Raw genomic sequence first — 23,475 nt, 5'->3', positions numbered from 1 at the left:
AGGGACGACGGTAAATGGAGGCACCTTGCTTGCCTCCGCTCCCCATCCTTATATCCAGCGCCTGCCGCATTGCGGCACCCCGCATATGGCGGGTTCAACTGCCGTGGCTTTCGTGCAAGGATGCCTGCCGAACGCTTCCGTTCCTCCCTCCATTGCTCCGAGATTAAAGAGGTTTCCGATGGTCAATCGCATGCAATTCTACATCGATGGCGCCTGGGTCGATCCCGTCGTCAAGAAGTCCACCCCCGTCGTCAATCCGGCGACCGAAGAAGCGATGTATGAAGTTGCGCTCGGCTCCAAGGCCGACCTCGACAAGGCCGTTGCCGCCGCCAAGCGCGCCTTCGTGACCTATTCGCAGACCAGCCGCGAAGAGCGCATCGCGCTCTTCGAAAAGATCATCGAGGTCTACAAGGGTCGCATGAAGGAGATCGGCGCCGCCGTGTCCGACGAGATGGGCGCACCGCTGCCGATGGCCGAACGGCTGCAGGCCGGCGCCGGCCTCGGCCACATCGCCTCCACGCTCGAAGTGCTGAAGAACTATCACTTCGAGGAGACGCTTCCTTCGGCCGTGGTCGTGCGCGAGCCGGTCGGCGTCGTCGGCATGATCACGCCGTGGAACTGGCCGCTCAACCAGATTGCCTGCAAGGTCGCGCCCGCGCTCGCCGCCGGCTGCACCATGATCCTGAAACCTTCGGAATTCACGCCGACCTCGGCCCTGATCTTCGCCGAAATCCTCCATGAAGCCGGCGTGCCGAAGGGCGTGTTCAACCTGCTCAACGGTCTCGGCCCCGAAGTCGGCGCCGCGATGGCCGAGCATCCGGACATCGACATGATCTCGTTCACGGGCTCGACCCGAGCCGGCGTCGACGTCGCCAAGCGCGCTGCGCCCACCGTGAAGCGCGTCAGCCAGGAACTCGGCGGCAAGTCGCCGAACGTCATCCTCGAAGGCGCCGACCTCACCAAGGCCGTCACCGGCGGCGTGATGCACATGTTCAACAACTCCGGACAGTCGTGCAACGCGCCATCGCGGATGATCGTGCCGCTGTCGAAGATGAAGGAAGTCGCCGCCATCGCCAAGGGTGTCGCCGACAAGACCAAGGCAGGCGATCCGCGTGCCGAGGGCACCACCATCGGCCCCGTGGTCAATCGCGGCCAGTGGGACAAGATCCAGGCGCTGATCAAGAAGGGCATCGACGAAGGCGCAACCCTGGTTGCCGGCGGTCCCGGTCTCCCCGAGGGCGTCAACAAGGGCTTCTATGTCCGCCCGACCATCTTCGCCGACGTCACCAACGAGATGACGATCGCCCGCGAAGAAATCTTCGGACCGGTGCTGACGATCATCGGCGCCAAGGATGAAGCCGATGCGGTGCGCATCGCCAACGACACGCCCTATGGTCTCGCCGGTTATGTCTCCGGCGATACGGTAGAAAGCGCGCGTCGCGTCGCTCGCCAGATCCGCGCCGGCAACGTCAACCTGCAGGGCGTGCCGAACGACCGCACCGCGCCGTTCGGCGGCTACAAACAGTCCGGCAACGGCCGCGAATGGGGCAAGTACGGCCTCGAGGAATATCTCGAGGTCAAGGCGGTCGCCGGCTACAACGCGGCGTAATTGATGCGGCACTCGCGCCGTTCGTGAAGATGCCGGCTGCGGAACCGCGGCCGGCATTTTTTTGACCAGAATCGTCGTCAGGCTGAAGCCACCGTCAATGCGCGCCGATACAGCGACAATCTACAAGAAAAGTGTGGAGGATGCCCGTGAAGAAAATTGCCGTTGCACTCGTCGCGCTGATGTCGCTGACCGCCGCCGCGGACGCGCAAACGCCGAAGGATCTGCTCGCGGCCCTCAGGGTAAAGTGGAACACGCCGGCGGAGCCGTTCAAGATGATCGGCAACGTCTATTATGTCGGAACCGACGGCCTTGCGTCCTATCTGATTACGTCGCCGCAGGGCCATATCCTGGTCGATACGGTGATGCCGGAGTCAACGGCGCAGATCAAAGCGAACATCGAGAAACTCGGATTCAAGATCACCGACGTCAAATATCTGCTCAATACCCACGCGCACATCGATCACACCGGCGGCCTCGCCGAAATGAAGCAGGCCAGCGGCGGCCAGATGGTCGCCGGCGAAGCCGACAAACCGCTGCTCGAAGGCGGCTACTATCCGGGCGCGCGGGAAGACACCTCGCTCGCGTTTCCGCCCGTGAAGGTCGATCGCACGGTTCGCGAAGGCGACACGGTCAAGATCGGTGACGTCACGCTGACCGCCCGCGAAACCCCCGGCCACTCGCCGGGCTGCACGAGCTGGGCATTCTCGGTAAAGGACGGCGATGCCACGCGCTCGGTCCTCATCTTCTGCAGCGGCACGGTGGCGCTGAACCGCCTCGCCGGCAATCCGACCTATTCCGGAATCGTTACCGATTACCGGAAGACGTTCGCGCGGGCAAAGGATATCAAGCCGGATGTGCTGCTCGCGCCGCATCCGGAAATGTACAAGATGGCGGAGAAGCGCGCCAAGCTCGCCGAAGGTGGACCCAATCCGTTCGTCAGCCCCGGCGAGTTCAACACCTATGCGGCGACACTGGAGAAGGCGTTCGAAGACGCGCTTGCCAAGCAAACCGCCGCCGCGCAGGAAAAGAAGGGCTGAGCGGGCGAGTCTCTGACCATCCTGTCGTCCCGGACAAGCGAGCGTAGCGAGCGCCGATCCGGGACCCATAACCACAGGAAGTCGTTTTGCGAAGGCTGGTGCTCCAACCTGCTTCAACAACTCGATCCTGTGGTTATGGGTCCCTGCGTCCGCAGGGACGACAGTTGTGTGTGCGGGGAGCTATCCCCCCGGTGCGCCCTGCGTGTTCACATAGAGCGCGTAGATCGACTGGCTTGCGGCCATGAACAGTCGGTTGCGCTTCAAGCCGCCGAAGCAGAGATTGGCGCAGCGCTCGGGCAGCGCAATGCGACCGATCATGACACCGTCGGGCGCGAACACCACGACGCCGTCGAGCTCGGGATCGCCCATGCCCCAGCCGCACCATAGATTGCCGTCGATGTCTATTCGGAAACCGTCCGGCGTGCCTGGTCCTGCATCGACAAACACGCGCTTGTTGGAAAGCTTGTCGCCGGAAGGCGAGACGTCATAAGCGAGGATCTTGCGGTTGGGTACGCCGCGGGACTCGATGATATAGAGGATTTTTTCATCCGGCGAGAAAGCGAGCCCGTTCGGTCCCAGCACGCCTTCTGCGACGATGGTGGCTTCGCCGGTCGCGGTATCAAGCCGATAGACATTGGCGTCGATCTCGGGTTCGGCCTTGTAGCCCTCATAGTTGCCGAGGAGGCCGAACACCGGATCGGTGAACCAGATCGAGCCGTCGGACTTCACGACGACATCGTTCGGAGAGTTCAGCCGCTTGCCGTCGAAGGAATCGATCAGCACCGTGATCGATCCGTCATATTCGGTGCGCGTCACCCGCCGCCCGCCGTGCTCGCAGGTTACCAGGCGTCCCTGCCGGTCGCGGGTGTTGCCGTTGGCGAAATCCGACGGCTTGCGGAAGATGCTGACCGCGCCGGTCTCCTCCTCCCACTTGATGATACGCTGGTTCGGAATGTCGCTGCAGAGCAGATACCGCCCGTCGCCGAACCACACCGGCCCTTCGGCCCAGCGCAATCCTGTGGTCAGCCGCTCCACCGCCGACAGCTTGAGCCAGTATTTTTCGAAGCGCGGATCGAGCGCACGGATAGCCGGATCGGGGTAATAGGTGGCCGGGCTCCAGCCGGCTGAATGCGATGCTGCATCGGACATTTGCTGTTCTCGTTGGTGCGTTCCCAGAGCGTTTGGGTTAGCTATCATTACCTGCTAATGACCGCAAATCGATCGCGAGACCAAGAGGAAACAAATGCCACGCATATTGATGACCGGCGCGGCCGGCGGGATCGGCACATCCTTGCGCAAGCTGTTGCCGCCGATCTATCCGGACCTGTTGCTGAGCGACTTGAAGCCGCCGGCCGATCTCGGCAAGGACGAGAAGTTCAAGCCGGCCGATCTCGCTGATCTGGCGCAGGTCGAGGCGATCTGCGAAGGCATCGACGGCATCCTGCATTTCGGTGGCTATTCGGTCGAAGGTCCGTGGGATTCGATCCTGCAATCCAACATTATCGGCGGCTACAATCTGTTCGAAGCGGCGCGGAAAAAAGGCGTCAAGCGCGTAGTGTTCGCCTCGTCGAACCATGCGGTCGGCTTCTATCCGCGACATCACCGGATCGGCACCGACGTCACCGCGCGGCCCGACAGCCGCTACGGCGTCAGCAAGGTGTTCGGCGAGGCCGTGGGCGGGCTCTATGCCGACAAGCACGGGCTTGGCGTCACCTGTATCCGGATCGGCAATTTCGGCGAGATGCCGCTGGATCACCGCCGCCTGTCAATCTGGCTGAAGCCGGAGGACCTGGTGCAGCTCTGCCGCATCGGGCTCGACCACCCCGACATTCACTTCGAAATCTTCTACGGCGCCTCCTACAACGAGCGCGCCTGGTGGGACAACCATCGCGCCTACGAGCTCGGCTATCGGCCGACCGGCCGGGCCGAGGATTTCCGCGAGCACGCGATAGCCGAGCAGGCCAAGCTGAAGCCGGATCCGGTCGGCGATTACTACCAGGGCGGCACGTTCTGCAGCATGGAGTTCGACGGCGACGAGAGCCGGATCATCGACTGGAAGTGAGGTATCGAATTCCGGGTCATGCACCCTTGCGGCGCGGGCCCGGAAACCATACTGACGATCATATCGTGGCCGGGGCTTACCAGATGCCTGGAAGCCAAGGCCTCGAAAAAGGGAATAAGAAGATGGCCGACGGACTTCGCAAGGGACTGACGAGTTATGGCGATGCTGGCTTCTCGCTATTCCTGCGCAAGGCCTTCATCAAGGCCATGGGCTACTCGGATGATGCGCTGAACAGGCCGATCGTCGGCATCACCAATACTTACAGCGACTACAATCCCTGCCACGGCAACGTTCCGCAAATCATCGAAGCGGTGAAGCGCGGCGTGATGCTGTCGGGTGCGATGCCGATGGTGTTCCCGACGATTTCGATCGCCGAGAGCTTTGCCTATCCGACCTCGATGTACTTGCGCAATCTGATGGCGATGGACACCGAGGAGATGATCCGCGCGCAGCCGATGGACGCCGTTGTGGTGATCGGGGGATGCGACAAGACGTTGCCGGCGCAGATCATGGCCGCGGTCTCGGCCGATCTGCCGACCGTCGTCATTCCGGTGGGCCCGATGGTGGTCGGGCATCACAGGGGCGAGGTGCTCGGCGCCTGTACCGATTGCCGCCGGCTCTGGGCGAAATATCGCGCAGGCGAGATCGATGACAACGAGATCGAAGCCGTCAACGGCCGGCTGGCGCCGTCGGTCGGCACTTGCATGGTGATGGGCACCGCCAGCACCATGGCGTGCATCACCGAGGCACTCGGGCTGTCGCTGCCAATGAGCGCGACGATCCCGGCGCCGCATGCCGAACGTTTTCGCTCGGCCGAGGCCAGCGGCAGGGTCGCGGCTGAAATGGCGAAAGCCAAGGGACCGAGGCCGAGCGAGATTCTGACGTCGGCATCGTTCCGCAACGCGCAGGTCGTGATGCAGGCGATCGGCGGCTCGACCAATGGTCTGATCCATCTCACCGCGATCGCCCATCGCTCGCCGCACAAGATCGACCTCGAGACATTCGACAGGCTCGGCCGCGAGGTGCCGGTGCTCGTCGATCTGAAACCGTCGGGCGAGCATTACATGGAGCATTTCCATCATGCCGGCGGCGTGCCGAAGTTGATGGCGCAACTTGGCGATCTCATCGATCTCGACGCCAAGACCATCACTGGTCAGACGCTGCGCGATGTTGTCGCTGGCGCGGAAGATGTTCCGGGACAGGACGCCATCCGTCCGCGCGACAATCCGATCAAGGCCGAAGGCGCAATGGCCGTCCTGCATGGCAACCTCGCGCCGCGTGGCGCCGTCATCAAGCAATCGGCGGCGAGCCCAAAACTGCTGCAGCACACCGGGCGCGCCGTGGTATTCGAATCGGTCGAAGACATGACGCTGCGGGTCGACGACCCGGATCTCGACGTCAACGCTGACGACGTGCTGGTTCTGCGCAACGCCGGCCCCAAGGGCGCGCCGGGCATGCCGGAAGCGGGCTATCTGCCGATCCCGAAGAAGCTTGCGCGTGGCGGCACCAAGGACATGGTGCGGATATCAGACGCGCGTATGAGCGGAACGGCGTTCGGCACCATCGTGTTGCACATCACGCCGGAGTCGGCCGTGGGCGGGCCGCTGGCGCTGGTGAAGAATGGCGACATGATCCGGCTCGACGTCGCCAAGCGTAGCATCGACCTGCTCGTCGACGAGGCGGAGCTGGAAAAGCGACGCGCGGCGCTGGCACCGGCCGTGACGCCCGACTGGGCCAAGCGCGGCTACGCGCATCTGTTCAACGAGACGATCCTGCAGGCCGACGAGGGCTGCGATTTCGACTTCATGCGCGGGCAGGGGAAGGACTAGCTTTTCGAAGCCACGATGTCGTCCCTGCGTTCGCAGGGATGACAGCGAAAGTGAGGCGCTGTACACGCCAAATGATCACTTCGACTTGCTGGTGAACTTCTTCACCGCGACACGAAATTCATCCGTTTGCATGGCATCGATGATCTTCGCTTCCTCGGCATCGAGCTGCTGCTTCGTCGGCGTAACCGCGGCCTGATAGATTAGCGACTTGGTGCCGGCGATTGCGGCGTGCGGGTTCTGCGCCAGCCGCTCGGCGAATTTGCGCGTTTCGGCTTTCAACTCCGCCGCCGGAACGACGCGGGCGACCAGGCCCCACTCATAGGCCTGCTGCGCGGTAAAACTGTCTTCGGCCAGAAAGATCTGCAGGGCGCGGCGGGTGCCGACGGTGCCGACCATGCCGACCGTGCTGCCGCCATCCGGCGAGACGCCGATCTTGGCATAGGCTGGCGTGAAACGGGCGTCATCGGCTGCGATGCAGAGGTCGGTGACGAATGCCAGGCCCATGCCAGCACCGGCAGCGGACCCGTGGACGCTCGACAGCACGATCTTGGGCATCCGCCGCACCGCTTCGATGAAGGCATGGTAGTGCTTCAACAGCTCCCCGACCACGGGCGCGATCGTATCGTTCGCGGCGGCGGCGCCGATGGTCTGCAGGTCGCCGCCGGCCGAGAAGGCGCGGCCTTCGCCCTCGATCACCAGCACCCTTATGTCGTCATTGCCTTCGACCTCCGCGCCGAGCTGCTCGAGCTTTTGCGCGATCGACAGATTGATCGAGTTGAAGGCCGCGGGGCGATTGAGCGTGATCGTGGCGATCGGGCCCTCGATCCTCAGCAGGGCAGGGGCGGCGGTATCATCGGAAGTCGACATGGCAAGGCCTCGGGGGCGCGCGGACGGGCGGGACATTTAAATAGAGAAGGCAAGAGGTGACAATCCCCGGCCAGGCCCGCAAAATGCGGCAAACGCCGCCCTCAGGGCCGCAGATGCCCTTGCGTCCCGTCGTTCCATGAGGTCAGATAGCGCCCGTCATCGTTCGGGACGGACACGAGCGCCGCTCCCAAGGGACGAGGCAGGCAAGCCAAAATCACCGGAGAGGAAACGACATGGGTCATTCCCGTGCGCTCGAACGTAGGATGTCCCTATGACGGCAGGAGCGGTTGTCATTATCGGCGCGGGCCACGCCGGCTATCAGCTTGCGGCCTCGCTGCGCCAGCACGGCTTTTCGGAACGCATCGTGTTGTTGAACGATGAAGGCCATCTGCCCTACCAGCGGCCGCCGCTGTCCAAGGCCTATCTGAAAGGAACCGGCGGGCCCGACAGCCTGATGTTCCGGCCGGAAAAATTCTATCTCGACCAGAAGGTCGACCTGATCTCCGATCGCGCGGTGTCGATCGACCGCGCCGCCTGCAAGGTGGCGCTCGCCTCCGGCGCTTCGCTTGACTACGGCCATCTGGTGCTGGCGACCGGCGCGCGCAACCGCCTGCTCGACATTCCCAACGCCAATCTCGACAGCGTGCGTTATTTGCGCACGCTCGACGAAAGCCAGTCGCTGCGCGACTACATCACCGAAGGCCAGCGCGTCGTCGTCATCGGCGCCGGATTTATCGGGCTGGAGTTCGCGGCGACGGCGCGGGCCAAGGGCCTCGAAGTCGACGTCGTCGAACTCGGCACGCGCGTGATGGCGCGCGCGGTGACGGCGGAGATCTCGGAGTTTTTCCAGTCGCGCCATACCGCGGCGGGCATTCGTATTCATCTGGGCGTGCAGGTGACCAGCATCGAGAGCGACGGCCACAAGGTGATCGGCGTCAGCCTCAGCGATGGCCGGCACATGAAAGCCGACCTGATTGTGGTCGGCGTTGGCGTGTTGCCGAATGTGGAACTGGCGGCGGACGCCGGCCTTCCGGTCGCGTCGGGCATCATCGTCGATGAGCACCTGCTGACCGCCGATCCCAATATCTCGGCGATCGGCGATTGCGCGCTGTTTGCGAGCCCGCGTTTCGGTGGCTCGCTGCGGCTGGAGTCAGTGCAGAACGCCACCGACCACGCGCGCTGTGTCGCGGCCCGGCTGACCGGCGATGCCAAGCCGTATGACGGCCTGCCCTGGTTCTGGAGCGATCAGGGGCCCGACAAGCTCCAGATCGCGGGACTAACCACCGGCTACGACCGCGTGGTGGTGCGCGGCGATCAAGCCAAGGCGGCATTCTCGGCTTTTTGCTACAGGGGCGGGCAACTCGTCGGCATCGAATCCGTCAATCGCGCGGGCGATCACATGTTCGGACGGCGCCTGCTTGCCGTCCATGGCTCGATCACGCCCGAGCAGGCTGCCGACGCGAGCTTCGACCTGAAGAGTGCGCTGACTTAAACTTGCGGCTTTGTAGGGTGGGCAAAGCGCAAGCGTGCCCACCATCCTTGCGAGATCCTGGATGGATGGTGGGCACGGCGCTGTCGCGCCTTTGCCACCCTACGAAGTCAGGCTACGTACGTAAAACCGCCGGTACCTCCGCTGCCGTCGGCATCGACGGCGCGGCGCCCATTCGCTGCACGCAGATCGATGCGGCGGCATTGGCATATTCAAGCGCGTCGCGGATTGCCTTGCCGTTGGCAAGCTGTGCGGCGAGGGCGCCGACGAAGCAATCGCCGGCGCCGGTGGTGTCCACGGCCTTTACGGCCCGTCCCGCGATCAGCGAGGGTTCGCCGCCGACAAGCGCGAGCACGCCGCGCTTGCCGAGTGTAACGCAGACGATTTTCTCGGAGCCCGCTGGCAGGCACCGCGCCGCTTCGGCGAAACGGATGGGGTCGTCGGTGTCGCGAAGATCGGTCTGGGCGAGAAGCCCGAGCTCGGTTTCGTTGAGAACAAGGATATCGACGAGGTCGAGCAGCTCGGGGCCGCAGACGGTCGCCGGCGCCGGATTGAGGATGGTGGTCGCGCCGGCCGCGCGTGCCCGTTTGAAGAAGGCGATGATCGTGGCTTGCGGAATTTCAAACTGACTCACGGCAACGTCGCCTTTGGCAAGCACGGGGGCTGTGACATCCCCGGTACTGACCAGCGCATTGGCGCCGGGTACGACGACGATGGTGTTGTCGGCGTCGGCGATGGTGATCACGGCCGTTCCGGTATGGACATCCGCGGTGTCCTTGACCAAAGCGAGGTCGACGCCTTGGGCGGTGAGAAACTGCCGCAACTGCTGGCCGAACGCATCCGCGCCCAGCCGGCCGATCAGCGTTGACGGTGCGCCGAGCTTTGCGGCGGCCACGGCCTGGTTGGCGCCCTTGCCGCCTGGAAAATAATGCACCGCTCGGCCTGCGACGGTCTCGCCGACCTTCGGATGTCGGTCGGCCGTCGCCACCACATCCATGTTGATGCTGCCGGCGACGAACACGCGCCCCACGCGTACTAACCCCCGTTCGCTTGCTCAGGCGCTGACCTGAAACTCCCGCGTGATCGCCTCGATGTCGGCGATCGTCGGCAGGCCGGCCTCATTGCCGAGACGCTGGACCTTGAAGGTCGAGGCGGCGCGCGCAAGCTCGAAATGCTCCTGCCAGCTTTTAGCGGGATTGGCGAGATAGGAATAGACGTAGGCGCCGTGGAAGACGTCGCCTGCGCCGTTGGTATCGATAACGCGTTCGGGCGTAACCGGAAGCGCGGGAAGGCGGCGGACGGCGCCGGTCTCGTCATACCAGAGCAGGCCCTTCTCGCCCATGGTGACGCCGCCGATCCGGCATCCGCGGCTCTTCAGATAATCCAGCATGGCCTCCGGCGTCTTGTCCATCTGTTCGCACAGCCGTTCGGCCACGATGGCGACATCGATGAATTCCAGCAGCTCATGGGTGTTGGTGCGCAGGCCGCCGCCGTCGAGCGATGTCAGAATGCCGTCCTCGCGGCAGAGTTTGGCATAATGGATCGCAGCGTCCGGCTGATGGCCGTCGACATGCAGCGCGCGGCAGCCCTTCAGGTTCAGCATCGGGAAGGGATGAATGTGCTCGTCGTCGCGGCAGCGTACGATGGCGCGTTTGCCGTCTTTCGGCATGATGAACGACAGCGACGAGGAGTTGACCTTGCGCGGATGGATAGAGATTCCATATTTCGCGGCCATGTCCTGAAACATGCGGCCGAGCCAGTCGTTGGCCATGGTCGAGATCAGGTCCGGCACGATTCCGAGCTTGGCGCAGCAGAACGCCGCCGTCACGGCGTTGCCGCCAAACGACACCGCATAGGCGGAGGCCACGTGTTTTTCGTCGCCGGTCGGCATGTGGTCGGTGATGAAGGTAACGTCGATATAGGTCTGTCCGATGAAGAGGGCCTGCATGCGTTTTCCGTCATATCCTGCAGAGTGTTGGGCAAAGATGGTCCCGGCGCGGCGCACACACATTAGCACTGGTTATCGGATGCATTCGCTGAAATTATTCGCAACCGTGCCGTCTTTGCTGCTTGAGATGGGAGTATAGAGGAGACTGCGACCGTCCTTAAGGGGGGCTGGGGCATACCGTCGTATAACGGCTGACGGCTGCCCGGGTTTCCCCAGCGGTGCGACAAAAGTGGAGGAAATGATGACGGTTTATTCCGGTCCCGTGTTCGACATGGCGGTTAATCAGTTTGGCGTCATCGCCAACCATCTGGAAATTCCGATGGATGAGCGCGATCGTATCCTGATGCCGAAGCGGGCGGTTACTGTCTCTTGCCCGATCCACCGCGACGACGGCACGGTCGCAGTATTCGAAGGCTATCGTGTCCAGCACCACCTCACCCTCGGTCCGACCAAAGGCGGCACGCGGTTTGCACCCTCTGTCGACATCGGCGAGGTCGCGGCGCTCGCCATCTGGATGAGCTGGAAATGCGCGCTCGTCGGGCTGCCATATGGCGGCGCCAAGGGCGGCGTCAACGTCGATCTCTCCACGATTTCCAAGCGCGAATTGGAAGGGCTGTCGCGGCGCTACATGCAGGAGATGATCCCGTTCGTCGGTCCGCATACCGACGTGATGGCGCCGGACATGGGCACCAACGAACAGGTGATGGCCTGGTTCATGGACACCTATTCGATGTACCAAGGCCAAACCGTGACCGAGATCGTGACCGGCAAGCCGGTATCGTCGGGCGGCACGCTCGGCCGTCGCGAAGCCACCGGGCGCGGCGTCGCCTATCTCGCCAAGCGGGTGCTCAAGGAGCTATCGATCAATCCGGGCAGCGCGACCGCCGTGATCCAGGGCTTTGGCAATGTCGGCTCCTACGCCGCGCTGGAACTACAACAGTATGGCCTGAAGATCATCGCGGTCAGCGATCACACCGGCGCGCTGCACGATCCGAAGGGGCTGGATATTCCGGCGCTGATGCGACATGCGGGCGCGCATGGAAGTATCGCCGGGTTCTCCAACGAGTTGACTTTCGATCCCGAGCAAATCCTCACGCTGCCCTGCGACGTACTGGTGCCGGCGGCGATGGAGCGGGTGATCGATGCCAGGGGCGCCGAAAACCTCAAGTGCCGCGTGCTGGCCGAGGGCGCCAACGGCCCGACCACGCCGGAGGCCGATCTGGTGCTGGAAAAGCGCCAAAGCGAAGTGTTCCTGATTCCCGACATTCTCTGCAATTCCGGCGGCGTCGTCGTCAGCTACTTCGAATGGGTGCAGGACCTGCAGCAATTGTTCTGGGAGGAAGAGGAAGTGACGCGGCGCGAATACGCGATCCTCGATCGCGCTTTCGACCACATGCTGCAGCGAGCGAAGACGGACAAGATCCCGCACCGCACGGCGGCGATGGCGATCGGCGTCGAGAAGGTGCGCGCCGCCAAAAACGTGCGGGGACTTTTTCCGTGATCACCGGCCTCGATCACGTCGTCGTTCTCACCGGCGACATCAACGCAGCCTCCGCCGCTTACCAGACCTTGTTTGCCCGCGCACCGGCCTGGCAGAACAGCGGGGACGGCGCCGACCGCGTCCTGTTCACGCTCGACAACACCACGCTGGAATTGATGGCGCCGAGCGGCGAGGGCGCCAACGCCGACCGGCTTCGCAGCGTTCTTGCCGCGCAAGGCGAGGGGCTCGCAAGCATCTGCTACCGTACCAGCGACATCGCCAAAATGCATCGCAGGCTCGACCGGCTGACGCTGAAGCCGGACGTGATCGCCGACGTCGAAAGCCGCGACGCGATCTCGGGTGCCGTGCTGTCGTGGAAGCGCACGCGCGCGGCAACGGAGGCCACGCGCGGCGTCCGCATGTTTTTCCTCGAGCGCGACAAGGAGCGCCCGCTGTCGGTGCGAACCACGCCCGGATCGATCACGGCGCTGGACCATGTCGTGGTCTCGACGTCGGACCCGGAACGGGCCGCAGCGCTCTACGGTGCGCGGCTCGGCCTCGACATGGCGCTCGACCGCTCGCACCCCGATTGGGGTCGGCTGATGTTCTTCCGCTGCGGCGACCTCGTCGTCGAGGTCACGCACCGGCCGGGCAAGGAGACGGATACGTCGCAGGACAAACTTCGAGACAAATTTCAAGACAACCTTCAAGACAAGCTTCGCGGCCTGTGCTGGCGCGTCACCGACATCGACGCCACCCATGCGCGGCTGGTCCAGGCCGGCGTCGACGTCTCGGAAGTCCGCACCGGCCGCAAGCCGGGAACGCGGGTGATGACGGTACGGAACGGCACATGCGGCGTGCCCACGCTGCTGGTACAGCCGTCGGCGGGGAAGGACGCGTGAGGGGAGGTGAACAACCTTCATTCTCAAACGCTTCCCTGCATGCTACAGCTTGCCGATGCGACCAACGGGCAACTGATTTGGCAAAGGCAAAACGCGTTCAGAAATGGCAGCGCGACCCCGAGGGGATGCGGCTTCGCATTCTCGAGGCCGCCAAGCAGGAATTCGCCGCCCATGGCCTGGCCGGCGCGCGCGTCGACCGCATCGCGGCCAATGCCGGCGCCAACAAGCGCATGCTGTACTACCATGTCGGCAACAAGGAAGACCTCTACCTCGCGGTGCTCGAAGGCGCCTATGAGAAGATCCGCTCCGAGGAGCGCGGGCTCGATCTCGAACATCTCGATCCGCCCGAGGCGATCGAACGGCTGATCGATTTCACCTGGAATTATTTCCTCCGCAACCCAGAGTTTTTGGCGCTGCTCAACACCGAGAACCTTGCAAAAGCGCGCCATCTGAAGCGCTCGACCAAAGTGAAGTCGATGCATTCGCCGTTTGTCGAGATGATCCGCACTGTGGTGACGCGCGGCGTCGAAAGCGGCGATTTCCGCGTCGCCGTCGATCCCGTCCAGCTCTATATTTCGATCGCCGCGCTGTGCTTCTTCTATCTTTCCAACAGCGCGACGCTTTCCGTGATCTTCGGTCGCGACCTCCTGAAGAAGGAGGCGAGGGACGAGCGCCTCGCCCATATGGTGGCGCTGGTGCTGGCGGCGCTGACGGGGAAATCGACCGCGGATTTCGGCAAGACCGTGGGGCAGGGCGTCCGGCCGCCAGCGCATCAGCCGGTGTGAGCCGTCGTTCCTGCGTTCTCGCAGGAACCCATAACCACCGCTTCCAGTTGTTGCACCGTGTGGTGGCCCCAGCCGTCGCAAAACACCCACTTGTGGTTATGGGCCCCTGCGTTCGCAGGGGCGACGGGAATTATCCGGGTTGCGAGCCGCCAAATTCGGCTCCGAAAGTCACAAATTGTCACACCAAACCCGCTTGCCAGTATTTATCCAACGGGTTAATTTCCCGTCCATAAGACGATGACCAGGGAGCGGGACGTGGCCGAGCTGAAGCGCGAGAGTGGCGTGTCGAAAGCGCTGAACGCGGCGTGGGTGCGGCCGTTCTTGTTCCTGCTGTTCATCGTGGTGATGTGGGACCTCACCATCCGCCTGTTCCAGATTCCGGCCTACCAGATCCCGGCGCCGGGCGATGTCGTGGCGGTGCTGCGGACGGATTGGCCGGAACTGCTGCGGCAGGCCTGGCCCACCACTTACGCCACGATCTGTGGCTTTGCGCTGTCGGCGCTGTTCGGCATTCCCGTCGCGATGCTGATTGCCGGATCGAAGACGGTGGAGAGCTATGTCTATCCGCTGCTGGTGTTCTCCCAATCTGTGCCGAAGATCGCGATCGCGCCGCTGTTCGTGGTGTGGTTTGGCTTCGGCATCATCCCAAAGGTGATCTCGGCGTTCCTGCTCGGGTTTTTCCCCGTCGTGGTGTCGGCCGTGCAGGGCTTTAAGTCGGTCGATCCCGACATGGTCGATCTCGCCCGCGCGATGCAGGGAAGCCGTTTTCAGGTGTTTCGCGCCGTCAACCTGCCGCACGCGATGCCGGCGATTTTTTCCGGCCTGAAGGTCTCGGTGACGCTTGCCGTCGTCGGTGCTGTCGTCGGCGAGTTCGTCGGCTCCAATTCCGGCATCGGCTACGTGATGCAGCGCTCGATCGGCACCTTCGACCTGCCGACGATGTTTGCGGCGCTGGTGATCCTGGCGCTGCTCGGCGTCGTCCTGTTCTGGGTCGTCGATCGGATCGAGCGCCTCGTGATTCCCTGGCATGTCAGCCAGCGCGAGGACATCATTTTTGCTTCCTAAGCCAAACCAACAGGCGGCCTATCCAAGGGCTGCATCACCAAACGGGAGGATGACCATGATACGAGTGATAACGGCGATCTCCGCCGCCCTGATCTGGACCGCGCTTTCGGTGCTTCCGGCATCGGCCGCCGACAAGGTCGTGCTAATGCTGAACTGGTACGTCTATGGCGAGCACGCGCCGTTCTATTACGGCAAGGCCAAGGGCATTTACGCCGCCGAGGGCATCGACCTCGAGATCCAGGAAGGCCGCGGCTCGGCGGCGACCACGCAGGCCGTTGCGGCCAAGACCGCCAATTTCGGCTATGTCGACGTGCCCACCATGATGCGCGCGGCCGTGAAGGGTGCCCCGATCGTGGCCACCGGCGTGCTGCTGCAGACCAGTCCGATGTCGGCGATGGGCTTTGTCGAAAAGAACATCAAGAAGCCCGAGGACATCAAGGGCAAGACGGTGGCGATCACGCCTGCGGACTCGATGACACAGATCTGGCCGCTGTTTTTGAAGAAGACCGGCCTGAAGGAAAGCGACTTCCAGACGGTGGCCGGCGACGGCCAGACCAAGCTCAACGCCGTCATCAACGGCCAGGCTGACCTGTTGCTCGGCTATGTCATGGACCAGTCGATGAAGATCAAGGACGCGACGGGTAAGGACGTCAACGCGATCAAGTTCGCCGACTACGGCATCAACATGGTCTGCTCGGGCGTCGTCGCCAACACCGATTTCGTCAAGGCCAATGCCGATCTCGTCAAGCGCTTCATGTCGGCGACGACGAAAGCGGTCGAAGCCGCCGAGAAGGATCCGAAGGGCGCGGCGCAGTCGATCCTGGATGCCAACCCGAAAGGCGGCAAGATCGAGACGCTGACGAAGGGTTTTGAGCTGACGATCCCGCTGTACCGCACGGCTGAAACCAAGAACAAGCGGCCGTTCCAGGTGACCGACCAGAACATGACTGACACGGTCAATCTGATGGTCGAATATGGCGGGTTGGATGCCAAGGCCAAGGACAATCCGAAGGCGTTTTATACCAACGACTACCTGCCGCAGGGCGGTTCGTAAATAAGCCGTCATTCCGGGGCGATGCGCAGCATCGAACCCGGAATCTCGAGATTCCGGGTCTGGTCCTTCGGACCATCCCGGAATGACGGGCATCTCGACAACGGAATGAGCTAAATGAATCCTGCGACCAAACCAACCGAGATCGACCAACCAGCCGCGCATCTGCGTCTGGTATCCGATCGCGCCAGCGGCGCTGCGTCCGGGATCACGCTGTCAGGCGTCTCAAAAACCTATCGTTCGCGGGACGGCGACGTGCCGTCGCTGCGGCCGCTGGATTTCCACATCAACGAGGGCGAGTTCTTTGTCGTGGTCGGCCCGTCCGGCTGCGGCAAGTCCACGCTGTTGAAGATGATCTCCGGGCTGCTCGCGCCGTCGACGGGGGAGATTCTGGTCGAAGGCGAGCAAGTTACAAAACCGCACGGCAATGTCGGCATCGTGTTCCAGAACGCGTTGCTGCTGCCCTGGCGCAACATCCTCTCCAACGTGATGTTGCCGATCGACATGAAGAAATTGCCGCGCGACGAATATCTGCCGCGGGCGAAAGCGCTGTTGAAGATGGTCGGCCTCGAGGGCTTTGAGAAGAAATTGCCCTGGCAATTGTCCGGCGGCATGCAGCAACGCGCCTCGATCTGCCGCGCGCTGGTGCACGATCCCAAGATTATGCTGATGGACGAGCCGTTCGGCGCCCTCGATGCCATGACGCGCGAGAAGATGAACGTCGAGCTCATGCGCATCCAGCGCGAAACCGGCAAGACCGTCCTGCTGATCACGCACTCAATTCCGGAAGCCGTGTTCCTGGCCGATCGCGTGCTTGTCATGACCGAGCGGCCCGGCGCGATCGCTGCGATCTACGACGTGCCGCTGCCGCGCCCGCGCTCGCTCGACGCGATGGCCGATCCCGCCTTCACCGAATTGGTGCAGCGGATTCGCAAGCACTTCTTCACCCAAAGCGCGCTGGACTGAAAGCTGGCTCGATGCCGTTACGCCTGGCCGTACGAGACATCTCCTTCTTTGAACGTCCGGTCACCTTCGCCCGGCCGTTCCGGTTCGGCGCGGTCGTCATCAATGCGACGCCGCAGGCCTTTGTGCGCGTCGAGATCGAAGTCGAAGGCAAGGGCAGGGCTGCCGGCGCGAGCGCCGAGTTCCTGGTTCCAAAATGGTTCGACAAGCGGCCGCATCTCGCGCCAGAGCAGACAGTCGAGGAGCTGCGGCGCTCGCTTCTGATCGCGCGCGGCATCTACCTGGCGTATTCCGGCTTCGAGACTGCGTTCGGCCTGCATGCGGCCTGCATCGGCGCGCAGATTGAAGCCTGCGCGCGAGAAGACATTCCGCCGCTGGCGGCGGCCTACGGGCCGGCCGAAATCGACAAGGCGATTCTCGACGCGCTGCTGCGTTGCACGGCAACCAGCTTCTTCGACGGCATGGCCGACAACATCGCAGGCGTGGATGCACGCCTGTCGCGCGATCTCGGCGATGATGACGTGTCGCGCTTTCTCGCAGCCCGCAAGCGGCTGGAGCGCGTCGCGATCCGGCATACGGTCGGCATGGACGACAAGGTCGAAGGCGAGGGCGGCGTTGCCGACATCAGAGAAAACGCCGGCGCGCGCTACTTCAAGCTCAAGCTAAACGGCGACCCCGCGCACGATGCCGATCGGCTGATCCGGATCGGCAATGAACTGGCGACGCTGTCGTACGATTACCGCGTCACGCTCGATGCCAATGAACAGTACGCCGACCTCGCTGCATTGAATGCGCTTGTCGAGCGGCTCGACCGCGACGCCGCGCTGCGGCCGATCGCGCAAAAGCTCCTCTATATCGAGCAGCCGATGCCGCGCGATATTACGCGCCAATCGCCGCTCGGCGCGTTGGCGCGGCGCGATTTCATCGTCGACGAGGCCGACGATTCCTACGACGCCTTCCCGGTGGCGCGGGCGCTCGGCTATAGCGGCATCTCGTCGAAATCCTGCAAGGGGATCTACAAGGCCATCATCAATGCTACGCGCGCGGCCAAATGGAGCGACGCCGGCGAAAAATGCTTCATCTCCGGTGAGGACCTCACCTGCCAGGCGGGCCTTGCCGTGCAGCAGGACCTCGCGCTTGGTGCACTGATCGGCGTCACCCACGCCGAGCGCAACGGCCACCATTACGTCGACGGTTTTGGCGACACGCCGGCCGCGGAGGCGAAGGCGTTTCTCGCGGGCCATCCCGATCTCTACGTCCGCGACGGCAATAAAATTCGTCTCGCGATCCATGACGGCGATCTCCTGACGAGATCGCTGACCACACCTGGCTTCGCCACGGCCACGCATCCGGACTGGTCCGCGATGTCGCCGCTCGCGCAGCCCACAGCCAGAATTCCTTTGGAGAAAGCAGTATGACGACCAAACGCCTCGGCCTGATCATGAACGGCGTGACCGGCCGCATGGGGCTGAACCAGCATCTGATCCGCTCCATCATCGCGATCCGCGACCAGGGCGGCGTGCTGCTGTCGAACGGCGACCGCATGCTGCCCGATCCGATCCTGATCGCCCGCGATGCGGACAAGGTGGAACGGCTCGCCAAGCGCTTCAATGTGGAGCGCTGGTCCACCGATCTCGAGAAGGCGCTGGCCGACAAGAGCGATACGATCTTCTTCGACGCCGCCACTACGCAGGCGCGCCCCTCGCTGCTGACCAAGGCGATCGAGGCCGGCAAGCACGTCTATTGCGAAAAGCCGATCGCGACCAACCTGGAGGAGGCGATCCAGGTGCTGAAGCTCGCCAAGACCAGGGGCGTCAAGCACGGCACGGTGCAGGACAAGCTGTTCCTGCCGGGCTTGAAGAAGCTCGCCTTCCTGCGCGATTCCGGGTTCTTCGGCCGCATGCTCTCGGTGCGCGGCGAGTTCGGCTACTGGGTGTTCGAGGGCGGCTGGCAGGAGGCGCAGCGGCCGTCATGGAATTATCGCAGCGAGGACGGCGGCGGCATCATCCTCGACATGGTCTGCCACTGGCGCTACGTGCTCGACAATCTCTTCGGCGAGGTCGAGAGCATCTCCTGCCTCGGCACGACCGACATCCCCGAGCGTTTCGACGAAAAGGGCAAGAAGTACACGGCGACCGCCGATGATTCCGCCTATGCCACGTTCCGCCTCAAGGGCGGCGTGATCGCGCATATCAACATGAGCTGGGTGACGCGCGTCTACCGCGACGACCTCGTGACCTTCCAGGTCGACGGCACGCACGGCTCCGCGGTGGCAGGCCTGACCGACTGCGTGATCCAGGCGCGCCAGGCGACGCCGCGGCCGGTGTGGAATCCGGACGAGAAGCGCACCCATGATTTCTATGCCGATTGGCAGAAGGTTCCCGACAACGTTGTCTACGACAACGGCTTCAAGGAGCAGTGGGAGATGTTCATCCGCCACGTCTGCGAGGACGCGCCCTACAAATACACGCTGCTGGAAGGCGCCAAGGGCGTGCAACTCGCCGAATGCGCGCTGCAGAGCTGGCGCGAGCGGCGCTGGATCGACGTTGCCCCGATCAAGGTGTGAGGAGGCTTAAGCATGAACAAGCCAGTCCTGCCGATGTCATCGCTATCGCTGAAGCTGCCGACCGGGAATCACAAAATCGAGGATTATCGCCTGGCGGCGTCGCGGACGTTTCCGGCGAAGCTTGAAGGTGCGCTCAACCGCGTGGCCTTCTCGGCCGCGCACGTCGTGGCGGACCCACTCGCCGACAACGACCCGTGGCTGACATCCGCCATCGACTGGGACCGCACCATCGCGTTCCGCGAGCATGTCTGGGATCTCGGCCTTGGCGTCGCCGAGGCGATGGACACCGCGCAGCGCGGCATGGGGCTGGACTGGCCGACCTCGCTGGAATTGATCCAGCGTTCGGTGAAGGCTGCGAAAGCGAAGGACAATGCGCTGGTGTTTTCCGGCGCCGGCACCGACCACCTCGCAGTGGAAGACGCAAAATCGATCGACGACGTGATCCGCGCCTATGAGGAACAGATCGCGGCGGTCGAGAAGGCCGGCGGCCGCATCATCCTGATGGCCTCGCGCGCATTGGCAAAGCTTGGCCGTAGCGCCGACGACTATGCAAAGGTCTACAATCGGGTGCTGTCACAGGTTCGCGAGCCCATGATCATCCACTGGCTCGGCGACATGTTCGATCCGGCGCTGTCGGGCTATTGGGGAACGGCCGATCTCGACAAGGCGATGGATACGGCGGTTGCCATCATCAACGCCAACGCCGCCAAGGTCGACGGCGTAAAAGTCTCGCTGCTCGACAAGCAGCGCGAGATCGACATGCGCCGGCGGCTGGACAAGAACGTCAAGATGTATACCGGCGACGATTTCAACTACGCCGAACTGATTGCGGGCGACGAGCGAGGTTTTTCGCATGCGCTGCTCGGCATCTTCGATGCCATCGCGCCGGCGGCTTCCTACGCGCTGTCGCGGCTGGCTGCCGGCGACGAGGCCGGTTTCCATGACGTATTGGGGCCGACGGTGCCGCTGTCGCGACATATCTTCAAGGCGCCGACGCGGTTCTACAAGACCGGCATCGTGTTCATGGCCTATCTCAACGGCCATCAGGATCATTTCACCATGGTCGGCGGGCAGGAGAGCACGCGCTCGACGCTGCATCTGGCCGAACTGTTTCGCCTTGCGGATAAAGCTGGGCTGCTCTCCAACCCCGAACTGGCAACGCGGCGCATGAAGACGGTGCTGGCAATGCGCGGCATCGAACCCTGATGCGTGATTTCTCGAGCGATCATCGCTGGCTGTCGCTGAACACGGCGACCGTCCGCAAGCAGGGCGATCTCGTTGCCATCATTGACGCCTGTGCGCGCCACGGCATCCGCGCCATCGATCCCTGGCGCGACCAGGTTGCGGCCATCGGCCTCGACCGCGCAGTGCGGGCCGTGCGCGACGCAGGCCTTGAATTGTCCGGCTATTGCCGCGGCGGCATGTTCACGGCGGATGCGGCGCATCGCGTGGAGGCGCGCGACGACAATCGTCGCGCGGTGGATGAAGCCAAGGCGCTGGGTGCGCCCTGCATCGTGCTGGTCGTCGGCGGCCTGCCGCAATATTCGCGGCCGGGAAGCGCCGCCTCGAAGGACATTGCGGCTGCGCGTACGCAGGTTCATGACGCGATCGCGGAAATGCTGGAGTATGCGAGAGAGGCCAACATGCCGCTCGCGATCGAGCCCTTGCATCCGGCCTACGCCGCCGACCGTGCCTGCGTGAACACGACGAAGCAGGCGCTGGACATCTGCGATCAGCTCGATCCGCAGCGCACCGGTGCGCTGGGCGTTGCGCTCGACGTCTATCACATCTGGTGGGACCCGGAATTGATGCCGCAGATCGCGCGCGCGGGGAAAGATCGCCTGCTGGCGTTTCACGTCTGCGACTGGCTGGTGCCGACAAAAGACATCCTCAACGACCGCGGCATGATGGGCGACGGCGTCATCGACATCACATCTGTGCGATCAGCGGTCGAGGCGCAGGGCTTTGCCGGCTATTCCGAGATCGAAATCTTCTCCAACGAGTGGTGGGCAAGGCCGATGGCCGAGGTCCTGCAGACCTGCATCGCGCGGCATCGCACGGTGGTCTAGCAGCCGTCACGCGAAGAAGCTTGTCTCGCTGTCTCAATGACGGACGATGTTGTCTCGTATGTGAACTGACGCGCGTTCTGGTTGTGATAGCGTCACGTGAAGAGACAGCGCGCGGTTCCAGATTTAACCTTTTCCGCGGGTATTTAGCTTAACAAAGGGTTACCGTTGCGCCTCGATAAACTCCGGCGCTAGCTAGTCGCACGGAGAAAGTCTCCTCGAGCGATGAGCGACACCATGAAAATCCTTTACGCAATTGCGGCACTGGCCCTGCTGTCGACATCGGCGCAGGCCTGGCAGGTCGTGGAACGCTGCACCTACAGCAAGTTCCACGGCAGGGTATGCACGACGTCCTATCTGGACGATCCGGTGCGCAGCGAGGCGCAGGATCAGGAAGACGCAAGGGCAAGGCGCACCAGCATCGAGAAGTGGGAAGCGTTCTGCAAGCCGCAACGCACCTACGACAACGAAGGTGTCGTCCGTCTGGTGTACGCCCGCAAGGGCTGCGAGTTCGGCCGCAGCGAGTAGCACGCTTCTCCTCGCCGCAAGCGGGGAGAATTCCGAGCCCCACAGCTCGATGAACGGGCAACGCGCGCCCAAAAGACCGCTAAACCTTTATCGACCAAATTGCGATCCGGTTAGTCACACAGCTTTACGCCGCCTCAATGCTTGTCGGTCATTCCTGACGGACGCATTCATCAAGGGGCAGTGTCCATGCGCGTCTTCATCGCAATCTCGATCGTCGTCGCTTCGGTATCGTCCGCGTCCGCGCAATTCGCGATGGACCACGGCCATGCCGCAGATGCCGCCCAGGCCGCCCGCGCGGCGCGGGCCGAAGCGAATGCCAAGGCCGCGGCCATTGCTTCGGGCGCGCCGTTGCTTCCCAGCCAGCAAACCAATTTCTACGTCGGCAGCCGCGGCACCGTGAAGATCACGCCCCGGACTGCGGAAGAACTGAAAGCCGATGAAGCCGCCCAGGCTGCCTGGAGGGAACGCTGCCGGCCGACCGTGGTCGAAGACCGCGAGGGCCTGCGGCGCGTGAGATATGCCGAACGGGATTGCGACCTTTCCCGCTTCAACACCGCGGGCAACTAGAACTTCCCGACATCTGTGGCGGAATCGGGCCGCGTGGAGCCGTCCGCTCCGGACCGGCAATCCGGGTTGCCTATGGTGTTCATTTTCGACGAGCGCTCTGCGGTCATCGTAACGCAGGCGATGGAGCGCGCTTTGGCATTGGCGCGCGCGGTGAAATGACCGGGGCTTTTTCCCGAAAACCTGCGGCGCTATCGTGATTGAGCAAGGAAGGCGATGATCTTTTTTCTATCCTCGCTCGATGAGAGGCCGCCATACGGCTTCATGCTGTTGCCGGGCACGACCTCATCGGGGTTGGCAATGAAGCGATCGAGCTTCTCCTCATCCCAGACGAATCCTGCCTCCTTCATTGCGCTGGAAAACCCATAGTCTGGTAGCGATCCAGCTTTCCGTCCGACAATCTTGTGCAGGTTGGGACCCAGCCGATTGTCGCCCTCTCTCATGATGTGGCACGTCCGACAGGCATTGTTGAACGCCTGTTGTCCTGAGACGCCCTCCGCGCCTTGCGGCGCCTGGGGCAGGGCGGAAGGCGAAGCAAGCATATACGCCAGTCCGCTCAACGCGCCTATCAGGAACGTCCGACCGTGCCGCCAACGTGCATCTCCACGGCTGGATATTGGCCGGGCGAGCAGCGTGACAAAATGCGATTGCCTCATATTCGATC

The 23,475-nt window shown here is 63.2% G+C and carries 22 protein-coding genes; 17 read left to right on the top strand and 5 right to left on the bottom strand.

Annotated elements, in window-relative coordinates; genetic code table 11:
• Nucleotides 1–178: 178 nt before the first annotated feature.
• Entirely contained in the window at nt 179–1,609 is a 1,431-nt protein-coding gene (locus tag LMTR3_RS05860) for an aldehyde dehydrogenase family protein (protein WP_065744138.1), read from the top strand.
• A gap of 146 nt (nt 1,610–1,755) precedes the next feature.
• Nucleotides 1,756–2,646 (top strand): subclass B3 metallo-beta-lactamase, encoded by an 891-nt coding sequence (bla, locus tag LMTR3_RS05855; RefSeq protein WP_065744180.1) that lies wholly within the window; start codon nt 1,756–1,758, stop codon nt 2,644–2,646.
• 180 nt (nt 2,647–2,826) lie between these two features.
• Here bla and LMTR3_RS05850 read toward each other — a convergent pair whose 3' ends face one another.
• A complete protein-coding gene (locus tag LMTR3_RS05850; protein WP_065744137.1) occupies nt 2,827–3,795 on the bottom strand; it encodes an SMP-30/gluconolactonase/LRE family protein in 969 nt (322 codons plus the stop codon).
• Between the two features lie 94 nt (nt 3,796–3,889).
• Here LMTR3_RS05850 and LMTR3_RS05845 point away from each other — a divergent pair, with 94 nt between their 5' ends.
• Both LMTR3_RS05845 and LMTR3_RS05840 read left to right on the top strand, forming a co-directional pair.
• Complete coding sequence (locus LMTR3_RS05845; protein WP_065744136.1) at nt 3,890–4,708, top strand: NAD-dependent epimerase/dehydratase family protein; 819 nt, start codon at nt 3,890–3,892, stop codon at nt 4,706–4,708.
• A gap of 122 nt (nt 4,709–4,830) precedes the next feature.
• A complete protein-coding gene (locus LMTR3_RS05840) occupies nt 4,831–6,537 on the top strand; it encodes an IlvD/Edd family dehydratase (RefSeq protein ID WP_065744179.1) in 1,707 nt (568 codons plus the stop codon).
• 75 nt (nt 6,538–6,612) lie between these two features.
• Here LMTR3_RS05840 and LMTR3_RS05835 read toward each other — a convergent pair whose 3' ends face one another.
• Complete coding sequence (locus tag LMTR3_RS05835) at nt 6,613–7,404, bottom strand: enoyl-CoA hydratase/isomerase family protein (RefSeq protein WP_176721824.1); 792 nt, start codon at nt 7,402–7,404, stop codon at nt 6,613–6,615.
• A 271-nt stretch (nt 7,405–7,675) separates the two neighbouring features.
• Between LMTR3_RS05835 and LMTR3_RS05830 the strand changes: the two genes are divergently transcribed.
• The gene (locus LMTR3_RS05830) at nt 7,676–8,896 is read left to right on the top strand and encodes an NAD(P)/FAD-dependent oxidoreductase (protein WP_065744134.1); all 1,221 of its coding nucleotides are present in this window, start codon (nt 7,676–7,678) and stop codon (nt 8,894–8,896) included.
• A gap of 112 nt (nt 8,897–9,008) precedes the next feature.
• On the opposite strand, the gene rbsK is transcribed toward LMTR3_RS05830, so the two are convergent.
• Nucleotides 9,009–9,923 (bottom strand): ribokinase, encoded by a 915-nt coding sequence (rbsK, locus tag LMTR3_RS05825; RefSeq protein ID WP_065744133.1) that lies wholly within the window; start codon nt 9,921–9,923, stop codon nt 9,009–9,011.
• 24 nt (nt 9,924–9,947) lie between these two features.
• A complete protein-coding gene (locus LMTR3_RS05820; RefSeq protein WP_065744132.1) occupies nt 9,948–10,841 on the bottom strand; it encodes a sugar kinase in 894 nt (297 codons plus the stop codon).
• A gap of 241 nt (nt 10,842–11,082) precedes the next feature.
• On the opposite strand from LMTR3_RS05820, the gene LMTR3_RS05815 reads away from it, so the two are divergent.
• The 12 genes from LMTR3_RS05815 (at nt 11,083) to LMTR3_RS05760 (ending at nt 22,814) form a co-directional block, all read left to right on the top strand.
• Nucleotides 11,083–12,342: a Glu/Leu/Phe/Val family dehydrogenase gene (locus LMTR3_RS05815; RefSeq protein WP_065744178.1), complete on the top strand. Its 1,260-nt coding sequence runs from the start codon at nt 11,083–11,085 to the stop codon at nt 12,340–12,342.
• Complete coding sequence (locus LMTR3_RS05810) at nt 12,339–13,223, top strand: VOC family protein (RefSeq protein WP_065744131.1); 885 nt, start codon at nt 12,339–12,341, stop codon at nt 13,221–13,223. The genes LMTR3_RS05815 and LMTR3_RS05810 overlap by 4 nt, the downstream gene beginning before the upstream one ends.
• Nucleotides 13,224–13,300: 77 nt before the next feature.
• Entirely contained in the window at nt 13,301–14,008 is a 708-nt protein-coding gene (locus LMTR3_RS05805; RefSeq protein WP_176721823.1) for a TetR/AcrR family transcriptional regulator, read from the top strand.
• Between the two features lie 255 nt (nt 14,009–14,263).
• Nucleotides 14,264–15,073 carry an ABC transporter permease gene (locus tag LMTR3_RS05800; protein ID WP_065744177.1) on the top strand — a complete coding sequence of 270 codons (810 nt, stop codon included), beginning with the start codon at nt 14,264–14,266 and terminating at the stop codon, nt 15,071–15,073.
• 55 nt (nt 15,074–15,128) lie between these two features.
• Nucleotides 15,129–16,127, top strand: a complete 999-nt coding sequence (locus LMTR3_RS05795; RefSeq protein WP_065744176.1) for an ABC transporter substrate-binding protein — start codon at nt 15,129–15,131, stop codon at nt 16,125–16,127.
• Between the two features lie 114 nt (nt 16,128–16,241).
• Nucleotides 16,242–17,090: an ABC transporter ATP-binding protein gene (locus LMTR3_RS05790; protein WP_065744129.1), complete on the top strand. Its 849-nt coding sequence runs from the start codon at nt 16,242–16,244 to the stop codon at nt 17,088–17,090.
• 11 nt (nt 17,091–17,101) lie between these two features.
• Nucleotides 17,102–18,505: an enolase-like domain-containing protein gene (locus LMTR3_RS05785; RefSeq protein ID WP_065744128.1), complete on the top strand. Its 1,404-nt coding sequence runs from the start codon at nt 17,102–17,104 to the stop codon at nt 18,503–18,505.
• Nucleotides 18,502–19,653 (top strand): Gfo/Idh/MocA family protein, encoded by a 1,152-nt coding sequence (locus LMTR3_RS05780; RefSeq protein ID WP_065744127.1) that lies wholly within the window; start codon nt 18,502–18,504, stop codon nt 19,651–19,653. Before LMTR3_RS05785 ends, LMTR3_RS05780 begins: the two co-directional genes overlap by 4 nt.
• A 12-nt stretch (nt 19,654–19,665) precedes the next feature.
• Complete coding sequence (locus tag LMTR3_RS05775) at nt 19,666–20,859, top strand: dihydrodipicolinate synthase family protein (RefSeq protein ID WP_065744126.1); 1,194 nt, start codon at nt 19,666–19,668, stop codon at nt 20,857–20,859.
• Nucleotides 20,859–21,722 carry a sugar phosphate isomerase/epimerase family protein gene (locus tag LMTR3_RS05770; RefSeq protein ID WP_065744125.1) on the top strand — a complete coding sequence of 288 codons (864 nt, stop codon included), beginning with the start codon at nt 20,859–20,861 and terminating at the stop codon, nt 21,720–21,722. The genes LMTR3_RS05775 and LMTR3_RS05770 overlap by 1 nt, the downstream gene beginning before the upstream one ends.
• A 234-nt stretch (nt 21,723–21,956) precedes the next feature.
• On the top strand, nt 21,957–22,247 hold the full coding sequence (locus LMTR3_RS05765) for a hypothetical protein (protein ID WP_141686484.1): 291 nt from the start codon (nt 21,957–21,959) through the stop codon (nt 22,245–22,247).
• 186 nt (nt 22,248–22,433) lie between these two features.
• Nucleotides 22,434–22,814, top strand: a complete 381-nt coding sequence (locus tag LMTR3_RS05760) for a hypothetical protein (protein WP_065744123.1) — start codon at nt 22,434–22,436, stop codon at nt 22,812–22,814.
• Between the two features lie 188 nt (nt 22,815–23,002).
• On the opposite strand, the gene LMTR3_RS05755 is transcribed toward LMTR3_RS05760, so the two are convergent.
• A complete protein-coding gene (locus LMTR3_RS05755) occupies nt 23,003–23,353 on the bottom strand; it encodes a c-type cytochrome (RefSeq protein ID WP_176721825.1) in 351 nt (116 codons plus the stop codon).
• Nucleotides 23,354–23,475 lie beyond the last annotated feature (122 nt).

This window comes from Bradyrhizobium sp. LMTR 3 (assembly GCF_001693485.1).
Taxonomy (GTDB): Bacteria; Pseudomonadota; Alphaproteobacteria; order Rhizobiales; family Xanthobacteraceae; genus Bradyrhizobium.
Note: the sequence above shows the minus strand (reverse complement) of the source record. Positions and strands in the feature narration are given on the sequence as shown.